Here is a 13,051-nt window from a genome sequence, read left to right as displayed (position 1 = left end):
ATCCTTTCGGGTACAATCGGTTACTGGCTAAAGAAAAAACTCCCGGTACGGAACATTCCATACGGTCTCATGCGCCAGCCGGTGTCCATGATAGCCTTCTTCGCCGAAAGCCTCCCCATGATCTGAAAAAGCCAGGCAGAACACCGGGTTGCCGCGTTCACGAAATGCATCAAACAACCGGCCCAGCTCTCCGTCTACATATCGCAGTGCAGCGCGTTGGGTGTCGACGGAATCCTTCCGGGCACCCGGCACAAAGATATGACTCGGGCCGTGGATCGCCGAAATATTGAGAAACATAAACAGCCTTTGATCCAGCGGTGTATCCTTCAGCAGCTTAAGAGCATGGTTCACCTGATGCTCTGTGGAGCGGGGATTCGTAACGCCGAATGTCATCCGCCAGTAGCTGTGCTGGAAATAACCGGGCAGGACACGGGCGAGCGGCACTTTTTTGCTAAAAAAAATGACTCCCCCGATACAAACGGTCCGGTAGCCTTCGGCGGCAAGCCCAGACACCACATCCGGCGTATCAAACAGCCATGTGTCCGGATGGGTCTTCATTCCGGTATTCCGCGAATGGAACAGCCTTACATGCTGTGATTTATCCGTAGTAGCCGGGGTAGGCAGAAATCCGCCGAAAAAAGCATGATGAGCCGCATAGGTGAAGCTTCCCGGGGTATGTCTTTTCTCCCAGGAGCCGCTGCCGCACAGATTGGGGCAGTTCGCTTCTTCCAGAACCGCCGCATCATAGCGCAGAGTATCAAGAGTGACCATCAGCAAATCATGGGTGCCGACAATGGCATTCATGTCAGTCATAAGTGACCTTCCTTTATTAACTGCTTCAGCTCCCACTCATAAGTGCCGAAGCCCTGATATACAACGTCATAGAGTAAATCACCAAAAGGATTCACATCAGCGGCATAGGTTCTATTGGAGCCGGCGGATACAAGGACGTCTATTCCTGCGACTGCAGATTTAGGAAAAGCTGCCAGCGCCCGTACCGCTGTATCCCGCACTTCCTCCTGAATCTCCCCGGAAAGACCGGCCTCTGCCGGAGTCATCCTCTGGCTGCGCAGATGAAGATTCGTGATAGGCGTAGAGCTTACCCGGGCTATAGAGTGGCAAGCCCCGCCCAGGACCACCAGCTGACGGATGTCGAGCGAAGTTCCTCCTGTGCCTGATTTTGGAATCCACTGCTCGGCATATACGCCGTGACGGCAGAGCCAGTTGATCAATCCGGCAATCATGCGGCTGTCGGTATAACGCCGCAGCATGCCGGAATTATAATAGACAGGGGGACGGGTAATATAATGTTCAACCCCCACAGTAGTCACTGCAATCTCCGCGCCTGTAGACGGGTTCATCTGATAAGCGATAACGCCCGAAGCCGCGGACCCGCAGGCCAGCTTAATAAAAATCCGGTGCATCCGCTGCTGAAGCATCTGTTCACGAATAGAGTCGTAATCTACCAGTGTCCCCTCTCCTCCAAGCGGCCGGGGAATTCTGACACCAGCAGACGCCAGAAGCTGCTGGGTGCACCGTTTGTCGGTCATCGCTGCAATATCCTGCGGATCATTCAACCACCGGGACTCCGGCAGAATGAGAGACGCCTCCTCCCGCAGTCTGGCCAGCAGGCGGCAATACCCGCGAAACCACTGGGAAGGATGGTGCAGGACACCAGGCATTTCCCGGAGTTTGCCGGCCGTTTTGAAGCTCAGCGGAAACGGATCCGGCTTCTTCCCAAAGGGATGCAGAGCATCACTGTAATCCCCGGCATCGGACGCTCCAAGCGCAATCAGGGCCCGTTCCACCTCAAAGCTGCCCCCTGGCGAATCCAGCCGGAGCAGCGGAGCACGCATGCCGGAGCTTAACCTGTTTTGCCTATCCAGGATTCCCTCCGCTTCGAGCAGCCCGGCCAGCGTTTGGCCTGCCAGCAATCCTGTATAAGGTAGAATGATCGCCGGCGGCAGTCCGAGTCGGCTTCTTGCCTGCTGAATTCCGCCAGTCCGTTTGTCACCGGGAATGCCGATGACGACCAGCGGCCGTGTCTCCTTCATCACTCGGTAATGGAGGGGTACCGCCAGTCTTCGTCATCATCGCTGGTCTGCCGGTCGCTGACATCCACAGGCAGACCGCTCTTCTGCCAGCGTGCGACCATCTCTTCTGACATGTAGTGATGGCTGAGGTTCAGCGCCTTCAAGCCCTTTATCCGCTGGCTGGCCAGAAGAGCTTCCGCTCCTTCATCACTAAGCGTTCCAAGCGAAAGGTCAAGGGTATCAAGCTGGTCCAGGATAGGGGCATCAGCAACTGCTTTGGCGATTTCATCCTGAATTTCGCTGTTTTTCAGACCGAGGTAAGTAAGCTGGGGGAACTTACCCGGCTCAATAAGCGGAGTCAGATCCGCAAGACTTCCGTCGAAGCCGTAATTATCCACTCCAAGGTACAGCTCCAGCTTGCGCAGATTCGGCAGCTTAGAAGCCGCGATCTCAGCCAGAACGCCTTTCCCCAGGCCGCCGGTAATAATAATCAGTTCCTCCAGCTTGTCATGCTGCAGGTTCTTCAGGCTCAAGTCATTCCCGCCCTGAATCGTGAGCGATTGAAGCTCCGGGAAAGCTGGTAAGAGCGGAGAAAGATCGCTTTGAGTAATCCATGAGATCTCACATTCCTCAAAGCCCATCTCGCCGATAAAAAGCTTACGCAGCGCCGGGAAGCTTGCACTATATTTCACGAGCTCCTCAACAACCTCCTCCGAGCTGTTCTCATAGGCCTGGCCCCAGTCTCCAATAATTAGGCTGCTTAGTGTGGCTGCTTCAGGACTCGCACTTAAGCGTTCAATCGCTTCCGCTATCCGCTGGCCATCTTCAAATTCATCGTACCCAATCGCAAGCTTTACTTCCGACATGATTAATCCCTCCCGGCAAATTTTGACTCTTCAAATTACCCTAACATCTTGCAGGAGGGTAGGTCAAATCAGTCCAGAGGCTTTAGGTAAAAAGTCCCGAGCCTTACCCGGCTGCATAGCAAAGAGGTTGCCCCGTCAACGAATGACTTCGGGACAACCTCATTGGATTATGCTATGCTCAGCCGTTCTTCAGCGGCTTTTTCCACAGACCAAGCGTCAATCCGGAGATCACAGAGCCGATCAGGACGGCCAGAATGAACAGCAGGGCATTGCTAGACAGTGCGGCTACGAAAATACCGCCATGCGGTGCAGGCACGTTGATTTTCCACAACTGGGTCAGACCACCGGCAACGGCTGAACCTGCGATACAGGAGGTCAGTACACGCATAGGGTCGGCTGCGGCAAAGGGAATAGCGCCTTCCGTAATGAATGACAGACCCAGCACATAGTTCGTGAGACCGGATTTACGTTCGGTTTCGGTGAATTTATTCTTAAAGAAAGTAGTTGCAAGGGCGATAGCCAGTGGTGGTACCATCCCTCCGGCCATAACGGCTGCCATCATCAATCCGTTGGTGTTGCCGCTGGAGGTAAATACGCCAATGGCAAACGTGTAAGCAGCTTTGTTGAACGGTCCACCCATATCAATCGCCATCATGCCGCCGAGAACCAGACCCAGCAGAACTGCATTTCCTGTTCCCAGATTGTTAAGTCCGCTGATTAGACCTTCATTTAGCCAGCTGAATACCGGATCGAACAAGTAGAACATAATCCCGCCGGTAATCAGCAGGCTGAACACCGGGTAGAGCAGAATCGGCTTCAATCCATCAAGTGTCTTGGGCAGGCCGGCAAAGGCTTTGCGGAGCATAATGACCACATAACCTGCCAGGAATCCGGCAGCCAGACCACCAAGGAAACCGGCATTGGAATTAAGGGCCATGTACCCGCCGACCATACCCGGCATCAAGGCAGGACGGTCACCGATGCTGAGCGCTATGAAGCCGGCGAGGATTGGAATCAGGAAGTGGAAGGCACCATCTCCGCCGCCAATCGTCTGCAGCAGCTTGACGATCGGATTATCCACACTCGCCACCTGCTCGAACAGGAACGAGATTGCCAGCAGAATCCCGCCGCCGACTACGAACGGCAGCATATGCGAGATGCCGTTCATCAGATCCTTGTAGATTCTGCTTCCGACGCTGCCGGATTTCTCTGCGGGAGCCTCATCTCCGTCTCTTCCCTCGCTCCGGTAGATTGGAGCTTCTCCCTTAATTGCTTTGGTAATCAGCTCTTCAGGCTTACGAATACCATCACTTACCGGTCTTTGCAGCACCGGCTTGCCGGCGAAACGTGCCATCTCAACTTTTTTGTCGGCGGCAATAATGACACCGCTTGCCCGGGCGATTTCGTCCGGAGTCAGTACATTCTGAGCCCCTTCCGACCCATTCGTCTCCACGCGGATATTTACGCCCATTTCCTTGGCTTTTTTCTTCAGTGCGTCTTCCGCCATATAGGTATGGGCAATCCCTGTTGGACAAGCGGTTACAGCAACGACAAAGCTTTGTGAATCCGGGTTGCCCACAATTACACGTTCGGGAGCCTTCGGTTTGGTTTCGCCAGTGCCGGCCGCTTCATTCGCCTTGGCCTCAGCTTCTGCTTCGGCTTGTTTGGCATCGAATAGAGCTGCAACTTCGTCAGGCGTCCGGGCATTCATCAATGCTTCAATGAATTCGCTTTCAATGAGCAACCTGGACAATGCAGCCAGTGTGCGCAGGTGCATATTTCCAGCTCCCTCCGGAGCAGCTATCATGAAAAACAGCTTCGCAGGCTGTTCATCCAAAGAGGCATAATCTACGCCCGCAGCGCTTTTGGCAAACACTACTGTAGCTTCATTGACCGCTTTGGTCTTGGCATGCGGCATGGCGATTCCCCCGCCAATTCCCGTGCTGGACTGCGCTTCGCGTGCCAGAATCTTTTCCTTGAACAATACGGGATCATTAATCCGTCCGCTGGCCGCCAGGCTGGCGATCAATTCATCAATCGCCGCTTCCTTAGACACCGCCTGAAGGTTCATGATCATTGTTTCTTTTATCATCAGATCTGTAATTTTCATTACAATCCACTCCCTTAATCACAAGTGTACTGCTTGGTTAAATCTCTTCAATTTCAATCTGCGTGCGAAGCTGTCCGATAAGTGCTCTCTCTGCCAGGTCATCTGAGAATGCTGTCGCACTGCCAGAAGCCACGCCTGTCCGGAAAGCCTCCAGTACATCACCAGTCATAGATAGCGTACCCACAAATCCGGCGATCATTGAATCCCCTGCTCCTACGGAGTTCTTCACCTTGCCCTTCGGCGCATTGGCATAATATACGCCTTGATCTGAGATGAAGAGTGCTCCTTCACCAGCCATAGAAACCAGAACATAACGTGCTCCCAATTCCATCAATCTGCGACCGTAAGTGATAATTTCGTCTCTTGTGTTAATTCGGACCCCGAACAGTTCTGCCAGCTCGTGATGGTTGGGCTTCACAAGAAGCGGTTCCAGCGCAAGCGCATCTTTCAGCGCCTGGCCTGTGGTATCGATGACAAATTCGGCCTTTTTACGCTTGCATATGTCTATCAGTCTGCTGTAGAAGGCTCCTCCCAGCGAAGGTGGCACACTGCCTGACAAAACGAGGATATCGCCTGCCTGTAGTGCCCCCAGCTTAAGCATCAGCGCTTCCGCTTCTGTATCCCGGATCACAGGTCCGGTTCCGTTAATCTCCGTCTCTTCTCCGGCCTTTAGCTTGATGTTAATCCGGGTGTCATCCTTTACCGTTACGAAGTCACAGGAGATGTTCTCTTCACCCAGGCACTGCTCGATGTATTTCCCGGTAAATCCCCCCAGAAAACCTGTGGCTGTATTGGGTACCTCCAGCGTATTCAGTACACGGGAAACGTTAATACCTTTGCCGCCAGGGAGCTTGAGGTCGCGTGTCATCCGGTTTAAACTGCCAAGCTTCAAATCTTCAACTTCCACGATATAGTCAATGGAAGGATTAAGAGTCACAGTATAGATCATGGTTATCCCTCTTTATTATGGTTTTCTTGTCCTCACACCAAGGTGTAGCTGAGGTCCAAGCCTTTCAGCCCGCGAATGAAGCCTTCAGGTGTCTCTCTATCCAGAATGCAGTGATCCATCTCCCGCAGGTCAGCCACCTTACAGAAGGAAACCTGCCCTATTTTGCTATGGTCAGCCAGCAGAATGACCTGTTTGGCCACGGAAATCATTTTGCGCTTGGTCGCAGCTTCAAGCATGTTCGGAGTGGTGATGCCTTCGCGTAAATCCAATCCGTTGGTACCCAGAAACGCTTTATCCACGCGCACCATTTCCAGCGAACGCTCCGTCATTGGCCCTACAAAGGCCAAGGTATCCTGCCGGAGAAGTCCTCCTGTAATCGAAACTTCAATATTACGGCAATCTTTCAGCTCATTGAGAGCAATCATGGAATTCGTGATAACCTTAAGGTTCGAGAATGCCCTAAGTGCCTTGGCGATTTGCAGTGTTGTTGTTCCGCCGTCCAACAGGATGGCGTCACCATCTTGAATCATCTCTACAGCCTTGTGGGCGATTCGCTGCTTCTCATCCAGATACCGGTCCGCCTTATCGGTGATCGCCGCTTCAAAATTGACACTCTGCAGTGAAACCGCTCCGCCATGTGTGCGTTTCAGCAGCCGTGATTCTTCGAGTTCCTTCAAGTCACGGCGTACCGTGGACTCTGACACTCCCAGTTCCTGGCTGAGCTCCTGAACGGACGCCCGGGTATGTTTCTCCACAAACTGGACAATGCTCCTTTTTCGTTCCTCTTCAAACATAGCGCTCACTCCTTGTGAACAGCGGCAAAATATAAAACCTTGTATTTCATGTACTTTAGAGAACTACCATCGAAATGAGCAGAAATCATGATCTAAGGTGATTATTATTGATTGTTTGTGATTGTTTCTGCTCACTTGTGATTATAACAGCGTTTTCATTCGTAGTAAAGCAATTTTTCTTTGGTTTATTTTCGTCTTCAGACCGCAAAGATATACCATTCTTACAGAGGGGATTCAGAATACCATTTGATCATTTCGGGGTGCTCCTTCAAGCTCAATAGAGCATGTAATCCGCATGAGAAATAGGCCTTTGAAATATCCTCTCAATTGCCTATTTCAACCCGGCACACTTTGACATATTTTATATTACATATGGGAAAAAGCAGGTGAATTGGCGATGGCTCATAATAACTACTCGGGATACGGGAATAACGGGAATGGTGGCAATAACGGCAATACGGCTAAGGACAATAATGCAACCACTGTCGAAGGTGAAGAGCTGGATGCGGAAGACTATGCCATTATTGCGGCGGGCCTGGCGGCACTAGGTGAAATTTTCGCCTTTTTATCGCTCGTAAAAGCCAAACAGGTATCCAAAGAAACCGGGGGTAAGGTCGGCGTAGATCCGGTTCTGTTCGTGCAATCCAGGAAAAAAAAAGCGGTGAAACGGAAAAACCGTTCACCGCGTTGATTGTCTATACTTTGAGGGCCTCACGGAGCGTCTAGCGGAATGGCATGATGCAGCCCGAACAAGGAGCTTACCTCCTGCCGGCTCTGCTCTTCCTCCAGAGCTACGATAACAATAACATGTTCCTTGCCAGCATGTTTTGCATAGAGCTTGGCATCTTCCATGGGAATTCCGATGCCGATCAGACTGACGTCCAGACCATCCCCATCCAGATCAGCCCCCGCCAGTTTGCGGGCTGCCGGCCCGGCCGCAACAGCAGTATCAGGAAGCATATCCAGCCCTACACCGAGTCCTTTGGCGGTTCCGAACAAACCTCCGTTACCTTCGCCGGCTTCTGTCCGGCCAATCCCCGTATCATGGCTGATGATCTCCAGTGTATTCTTCTGTTTCGTTACAGCCGAGACCTGTTTCGGCTTGATTCCGTGCGCACATATGTCCACTATTGCAAGGATGGCATCACTCCGATGTTCAAATATCCCCAGAACCAGTTTCGTCACTGTCATCCCTCCTGTATTAATGCGATATTAACCACTGCTTCTGGTACCTAAACCAGAGGTGCTGATTTACATCTGCAGGTATTGAATCAATCCCTCTTAATTCGGTTATAAAGATAGAATCGGTACATAAATGCTATAATCGAGAGAAATTAGGGGGTGCTGCAGTGCTTCAAAGCAAATATTTCAGAACATGCCTGGCCATTATCGCTTTTCTGACGATTCTGTATCTGGGCTCCAAAGTCGTATTTCTCATCTCACCGCTGGTAGCCATCTTCAATCTTCTGCTTGTACCGATGATGCTGTCCGGCTTCATGTATTATCTGCTAAGACCGCTCGTCAATGTTCTGGAGAGTAAAAGGCTGAACCGTATGCTTTCCATCCTCCTCATTTATGTCGTATTCATAGGTTTGTTTGTGCTCTTCTGGGTACTGGTCTGGCCGACACTGCGTGAGCAGATCCAGAATTTCATCGACAATACGCCTTATCTGGTGCAGGGACTTCAAGATCAGTTCACCAAGCTGCAGAACGATCCTAACTTCTCCCGCTTCTTCAAAGGGGATACTGATCTGTCAGCAAGGCTCTCGGGATATTTGAACGATGCCATCACCTGGGTTAGCAATTCGATGACCAATCTGATTAGTGTTGTGTCCAGCATCGTTGTAGTGATTGCTACCCTGCCCATTATTCTCTATTACATGCTAAAGGACGGGCACAAGCTCTCGCCGATCCTGCTTAGTCTGGTACCCAGAAAATACCGTAAGGAAGGGCAAGACATGCTGGTGGATATTGACAGCGCACTGAGCGGATTCATCGTTACACGAGTGCTGCTGAACGTGGTCCTGGGGGCCATGCTCTATGTAGGTTTCCTGATCATTGGTCTCCCTTACTCCCTGCTGCTCGCCATCATTTCCATCCCGCTTAACTTTATTCCGTATGTCGGTTCGCTGCTCGCCGCAATTCCGGTCGTCATCGTAGGCTTCATTGAATCTCCGACGATGGCCATCTGGTCACTGGTGGTCATTGTTGTTGCCCAGCAGATCCAGGATAATGTGCTCTCTCCGATTATTTACGGTAAATCCCTGGATGTGCACCCGTTGACAACCGTAATTCTGGTGCTGGTAGGAGGAGAATTCTATGGCATCATCGGCGTGTTGATCGCACTTCCAGTCTATATGATCCTCAAAATCATTTTCCTGCGGATCTACGAAATTATCATTGCTGAACGCGTGGAAGACGTTGTGGTTACCAAAGACGAGCAGCTGTGACCCTGAGCAACAGCTTCGGTTAGATTAATAAAGGAACGGTCCTAATTTCTGGAGTCAGACAGACGGTTGCGCCGGGTGAGGACGCTCCGCGAACGAAACGTTGTTCCAATGGCTGATGTGTCCAGACTTAGACCGGCTCCAACAAAAAAGACAGCGGCAACCTTAGACGAGAAAATAACGTCTTAGACTGCCGCTGTTTTATTGAAATAGCGTAATCCGAATAATTCGGTTCACGAAAAAACGGTCGATACATCACGATAACGCGCCGCCGTATCTTACTATATCTCATGCTCTTATTATCTAAGGTAACAGAAGTTCTATCCGCAATCTTCTACTATTCAAATTTCAACTGGAGCGAATCACAAATTGGCATATAGCCTATCTTTTGATAAATGCTATTCGATGTGGGATTGGCTAAGTCCGTATATAAGACGCACTTAGTAAATCCTTTATCCAATGCAAGTTGGCTTATTTGCGCCACAATTGAAGTAGCGTATCCCTTTCCGCGCTCATATGGAGGGGTATATACAAATGCCACGCCAATAGCCGTCTGCATTTCCCTTGTATATCCTGCCATAGAAACGGGTATCCCGCTGTCCTCTAAAATATAGATTTTTTTCGATGCTATCCGGTAGAGGTAAGGGTCTGCCTCTTGCGGGATGGACATTTCGGTTTGGCCATAACTCCCCGCTGCATAAAACGCTTCAGCCCAGTATGGAAAAAAGTGAATATCCTTTTCGTCTAGCAATCGAACGATACCAACCTTTTGAATGTCCGGATTAACTGCTGAAAGCTCATATATACGTTGGCTCATGGTTGTTTTAAAAGTTATTCCCTTGCGCAAGGTATATTCTTTGGCAAAATATTCTGCCAGCGTTTTTTCGGTGGTCACACCTGGAATTTCACGGTCTTTCAGCCCATCGATCAGACAGCTTACAGCTTCCGGATTAATATTGTTGTCTGTTGCATAAAGCGTAATATTGTGCGGCGGCGTCATTATGGCGGTAAGCTGTATGCCCTTGTCATCCGAAATCGTTGCCATAAGCCAATTTACAGGGTCACGCCAGTCGGTTTTGTCTTTTCCTTCATGCCCAATGATGATATTGCCAAGCGGAATTAAATTTTGAGCTTCATGACGCATAAGCACATCATAGGTATCCATGTAAAACTCATGCACATCCGTATACAACTTGAATTGCATTACAAAATCACCCTTTCATCTGCCTAACGTTCTTCCCAATTTCCCCAACAAATCACAATAATTCGGGGGGGGGGACGGCGTTTCCGAATCATTTTCAATATTCTGTAAAAAACTAAAGTGGTGTCTCAACTGTAATCCTTAATCAATGAGATTTTTCCTTCCTTAACTTCGAATGTTGACTTACCTTTTAATTGCAGTTTATCCCCACTCTTTAATCCATTAGGCAAATCCACGGCAAGAACACCTTCATAATCGATTCCGACCTCTACTTTGTCATTAATAATATTGTAATCGGTAATGGTCTGGCGACGGCTGGAGAACATCGCTGACGACTGTTCTGCCAACTCCCTGAAGGCTTGTATTCCTCGGGTCTCCGTTGTGGTTTCTCCATTGGAAATATTCATGAATATGATATCCTTATGCAAGAGTTCAACCATTCTTTCAATTTCAAATGAATTATATGCTTCAAGATAAACTTCAATTATATCCCTTATTTCTTTACTAACCATAATCATCCCCCTCTCCGTAACTTATTCTCAATGCAATATTACCATATATTTGTAAACCTCTGCCCGTTATCTAAAATGAATGTGACAGACAGGTACATGCTGAAACAAGCCGCCGGGGAGCAAAAAAGCAAAGCAGCGATTCTCCAGGAACAGGAGAATCGCTGCTTTGCTCACTTTTTGTAGTTTAAGAATAAATAAAGCTGTCACAGTCATAGAAATCTAGTCCGAACCGTTCAGCCCCGAAGAGAACGCACTACAAAAATATGGCTGCCTTTTGGCAGATTCTGTCCATCCTTGAGTGTGACTGAGCCCTTGGTATGGGAAACAATTGTTGTATTGTACGCAATCAGCTGATCGCCCTTCCAGACGGTGACCGCCGATTTGAAGTAGATTGCATTGTCGAACTGCTGGCGTTCTCTCATGACATATCCAACAGCATGCAGCGTTGGGGCTAAGGCTCTCTCTTTGGGGGCCAGTGCTTTGATGTACACAATATCGCGAAAAGGCACTGCAATTTCCTGATGACCAATGACGGCCACAGAAGCTGCCGGGTCCCATTTACGCAAAACACCTTTCATGATCGTGTAGGGTTCTTCGCCACAATACATTATAACTGGTCTGCCTACCCAATGCTTCATGGCTCCACCCCCTTAGCTGTATCCAAGTTATCTATATATTCGGTATGGACCAATTGATTCCCTGTAAGCCTTTTGATTCCAGATACTTGTTCGCCTGGGAAAAGGGACGGCTGCCCAGAAAACCCCGGTGCGCCGAGAATGGGCTCGGATGCGGGGACTTCAACACAAGGTGGCGGCTGGGGTCGATATAGGCTCCTTTTTGCTGGGCATGACTGCCCCAGAGGATAAAGACCATAGGTTCCTGCCGTTCGTTCAGCTTCTCCATCACCGCATCGGTGAAAGTCTCCCAGCCAAGTCCTTTATGGGAATTAGGCTGTCCTTCACGGACCGTCAGCACAGCATTCAGCATCAGAACCCCTTCCTCCGCCCAGTGCAGCAGCGAGCCGTGGTTCGGAACTGGCACACCCATGTCCGAATGCAGCTCTGTGTAGATATTGCGCAGGGAAGGAGGAATCCGCACTCCGGGTTTGACCGAGAAGCTGAGTCCATGTGCCTGTCCCGCTCCATGATAAGGGTCTTGCCCCAGAATAACTACTCTTGTCCTGCTGTAAGGCGTCAGCTTCAGCGCCGAGAACAATTCGTCCTTGGGCGGATATACCGTGTACTCTTTGTATTCCCGCGCCAGCCCATAACGCAGCTCCTGAAAATAAGTCTTCTGTGTCTCTTCCTGCAGGATCTCATCCCAATCGTTGCCAAACATTTATGTTTCCTCCCGCTCCCATGCGTGTTATTCATTCTTTACCTGATATTACCCAAATTATAGCTGGCTCCCGGCAGTTTATTTCCGCCCGTAATCAGCCTTGATCTCGCCCCACTCTTTGGTCTGCCACTTGAGTACTTTGTTCTTGTATGTATTCGTCTGCAGCCAGCGTTCCGCGCGGTCAATCAGTGTCCAGATTTCCTCTGTTGAAGCATCACGCGGCAGCGTGGTGGCAACCTTCTTTTGCTTAACCCATTTCATGGCATTCACGGAATCACTGTATATCGTGCGGTTGCTTCCTTCTTTATTCAGCAGAGCCAATGCGTGGACAATCGCCAGGAACTCACCTAGATTATTGGTGCCTTTCTTAATCGGTCCGCATGAAAAAATGAGATCCCCGGTCTGCGTATCGACTCCCTTATATTCTACAGGTCCGGGGTTACCACGGGTCCCCACGTCTACGGAAATACTGTCGTAATCAATCTCCGCCGAAGACTCAGCAGCCGTTGTACTGCGCTTAAACGTGCTTGCAGATTTGCTCTTCCCTGCACCCGAGGCTGCGGCTCCGGTTCCCCAGTTCCCCTTCCACCCTGCCTTGTAGGCGGCGTCCGCCTCCGCTCTGGATTCGTAGGATTTATACTTCGCCCCTGTAAAATGATCCGTCTGCGCCTGGCATTCCGCCCATGTCCCGTACACTCCCGGGTTCTTCCCTTCCCATACTACATAGTATTTCTGCTTGGCCATTGAACCTAGCCCCTTTCTGCCGCAATAACTTTATAACCCTAACAAGTGATAATTTTA

Annotated in this window: 14 protein-coding genes; 2 read left to right on the top strand and 12 right to left on the bottom strand. The window is 50.1% G+C overall.

Going from position 1 to position 13,051, the window contains the following annotated elements; all coding sequences use genetic code 11:
* Positions 1 to 27 precede the first annotated feature (27 nt).
* The 6 genes from A3849_RS06900 to A3849_RS06875 form a co-directional block, all read right to left on the bottom strand.
* Entirely contained in the window at positions 28 to 813 is a 786-nt protein-coding gene (locus A3849_RS06900) for an STM4013/SEN3800 family hydrolase (RefSeq protein WP_074110743.1), read from the bottom strand.
* Complete coding sequence (locus tag A3849_RS06895; RefSeq protein WP_074110742.1) at positions 810 to 2,054, bottom strand: STM4014 family protein; 1,245 nt, start codon at positions 2,052 to 2,054, stop codon at positions 810 to 812. Before A3849_RS06895 ends, A3849_RS06900 begins: the two co-directional genes overlap by 4 nt.
* Positions 2,054 to 2,899 (bottom strand): STM4015 family protein, encoded by an 846-nt coding sequence (locus tag A3849_RS06890; protein WP_074110741.1) that lies wholly within the window; start codon positions 2,897 to 2,899, stop codon positions 2,054 to 2,056. The genes A3849_RS06895 and A3849_RS06890 overlap by 1 nt, the downstream gene beginning before the upstream one ends.
* Before the next feature lie 178 nt (positions 2,900 to 3,077).
* Positions 3,078 to 5,009, bottom strand: coding sequence for a PTS fructose transporter subunit IIABC (locus A3849_RS06885; RefSeq protein WP_074110740.1), 1,932 nt, complete (start codon positions 5,007 to 5,009; stop codon positions 3,078 to 3,080).
* Positions 5,010 to 5,046: 37 nt separating this feature from the next.
* A complete protein-coding gene (gene pfkB, locus A3849_RS06880; protein ID WP_074110739.1) occupies positions 5,047 to 5,958 on the bottom strand; it encodes a 1-phosphofructokinase in 912 nt (303 codons plus the stop codon).
* Between the two features lie 32 nt (positions 5,959 to 5,990).
* Positions 5,991 to 6,752 carry a DeoR/GlpR family DNA-binding transcription regulator gene (locus A3849_RS06875; protein ID WP_074110738.1) on the bottom strand — a complete coding sequence of 254 codons (762 nt, stop codon included), beginning with the start codon at positions 6,750 to 6,752 and terminating at the stop codon, positions 5,991 to 5,993.
* Positions 6,753 to 7,149: 397 nt separating this feature from the next.
* Between A3849_RS06875 and A3849_RS06870 the strand changes: the two genes are divergently transcribed.
* On the top strand, positions 7,150 to 7,443 hold the full coding sequence (locus A3849_RS06870) for a hypothetical protein (RefSeq protein WP_074110737.1): 294 nt from the start codon (positions 7,150 to 7,152) through the stop codon (positions 7,441 to 7,443).
* A 20-nt stretch (positions 7,444 to 7,463) separates the two neighbouring features.
* Here the strand turns inward: A3849_RS06870 and A3849_RS06865 are convergent, their stop codons facing one another.
* Entirely contained in the window at positions 7,464 to 7,937 is a 474-nt protein-coding gene (locus A3849_RS06865) for a hypothetical protein (protein ID WP_074110736.1), read from the bottom strand.
* 164 nt (positions 7,938 to 8,101) lie between these two features.
* On the opposite strand from A3849_RS06865, the gene A3849_RS06860 reads away from it, so the two are divergent.
* The gene (locus A3849_RS06860; protein WP_074110735.1) at positions 8,102 to 9,202 is read left to right on the top strand and encodes an AI-2E family transporter; all 1,101 of its coding nucleotides are present in this window, start codon (positions 8,102 to 8,104) and stop codon (positions 9,200 to 9,202) included.
* A gap of 334 nt (positions 9,203 to 9,536) precedes the next feature.
* Here A3849_RS06860 and A3849_RS06855 read toward each other — a convergent pair whose 3' ends face one another.
* The 5 genes from A3849_RS06855 to rnhA form a co-directional block, all read right to left on the bottom strand.
* The gene (locus A3849_RS06855) at positions 9,537 to 10,403 is read right to left on the bottom strand and encodes a GNAT family N-acetyltransferase (RefSeq protein ID WP_074110734.1); all 867 of its coding nucleotides are present in this window, start codon (positions 10,401 to 10,403) and stop codon (positions 9,537 to 9,539) included.
* 125 nt (positions 10,404 to 10,528) lie between these two features.
* Complete coding sequence (locus A3849_RS06850) at positions 10,529 to 10,912, bottom strand: nuclear transport factor 2 family protein (RefSeq protein ID WP_074110733.1); 384 nt, start codon at positions 10,910 to 10,912, stop codon at positions 10,529 to 10,531.
* 233 nt (positions 10,913 to 11,145) lie between these two features.
* Positions 11,146 to 11,550 (bottom strand): hypothetical protein, encoded by a 405-nt coding sequence (locus tag A3849_RS06845; protein ID WP_074110732.1) that lies wholly within the window; start codon positions 11,548 to 11,550, stop codon positions 11,146 to 11,148.
* A 31-nt stretch (positions 11,551 to 11,581) separates the two neighbouring features.
* Entirely contained in the window at positions 11,582 to 12,250 is a 669-nt protein-coding gene (ung, locus tag A3849_RS06840; RefSeq protein WP_074110731.1) for a uracil-DNA glycosylase, read from the bottom strand.
* Positions 12,251 to 12,328: 78 nt separating this feature from the next.
* Positions 12,329 to 12,994 (bottom strand): ribonuclease H, encoded by a 666-nt coding sequence (rnhA, locus tag A3849_RS06835; RefSeq protein WP_074110730.1) that lies wholly within the window; start codon positions 12,992 to 12,994, stop codon positions 12,329 to 12,331.
* Positions 12,995 to 13,051: the final 57 nt, after the last annotated feature.

The sequence above is a fragment of the Paenibacillus sp. P46E genome (genome assembly GCF_001909095.1).
Lineage (GTDB): Bacteria > Bacillota > Bacilli > Paenibacillales > Paenibacillaceae > Paenibacillus_AQ > Paenibacillus_AQ helianthi.
Note: the sequence above shows the minus strand (reverse complement) of the source record. Positions and strands in the feature narration are given on the sequence as shown.

Excerpts from the sequence above, each read along its gene's own strand:
- A3849_RS06870 (WP_074110737.1), top strand. The coding sequence starts at position 7,150 with ATGGCTCATAATAACTACTCGGGATACGGGAATAACGGGAATGGTGGC.
- A3849_RS06875 (WP_074110738.1), bottom strand. The coding sequence starts at position 6,752 with ATGTTTGAAGAGGAACGAAAAAGGAGCATTGTCCAGTTTGTGGAGAAA.
- pfkB (WP_074110739.1), bottom strand. The coding sequence starts at position 5,958 with ATGATCTATACTGTGACTCTTAATCCTTCCATTGACTATATCGTGGAA.
- A3849_RS06890 (WP_074110741.1), bottom strand. The coding sequence starts at position 2,899 with ATGTCGGAAGTAAAGCTTGCGATTGGGTACGATGAATTTGAAGATGGC.
- A3849_RS06900 (WP_074110743.1), bottom strand. The coding sequence starts at position 813 with ATGACTGACATGAATGCCATTGTCGGCACCCATGATTTGCTGATGGTC.
- A3849_RS06855 (WP_074110734.1), bottom strand. The coding sequence starts at position 10,403 with ATGCAATTCAAGTTGTATACGGATGTGCATGAGTTTTACATGGATACC.
- A3849_RS06885 (WP_074110740.1), bottom strand. The coding sequence starts at position 5,009 with ATGAAAATTACAGATCTGATGATAAAAGAAACAATGATCATGAACCTT.
- ung (WP_074110731.1), bottom strand. The coding sequence starts at position 12,250 with ATGTTTGGCAACGATTGGGATGAGATCCTGCAGGAAGAGACACAGAAG.
- A3849_RS06850 (WP_074110733.1), bottom strand. The coding sequence starts at position 10,912 with ATGGTTAGTAAAGAAATAAGGGATATAATTGAAGTTTATCTTGAAGCA.
- A3849_RS06845 (WP_074110732.1), bottom strand. The coding sequence starts at position 11,550 with ATGAAGCATTGGGTAGGCAGACCAGTTATAATGTATTGTGGCGAAGAA.
- A3849_RS06895 (WP_074110742.1), bottom strand. The coding sequence starts at position 2,054 with ATGAAGGAGACACGGCCGCTGGTCGTCATCGGCATTCCCGGTGACAAA.
- rnhA (WP_074110730.1), bottom strand. The coding sequence starts at position 12,994 with ATGGCCAAGCAGAAATACTATGTAGTATGGGAAGGGAAGAACCCGGGA.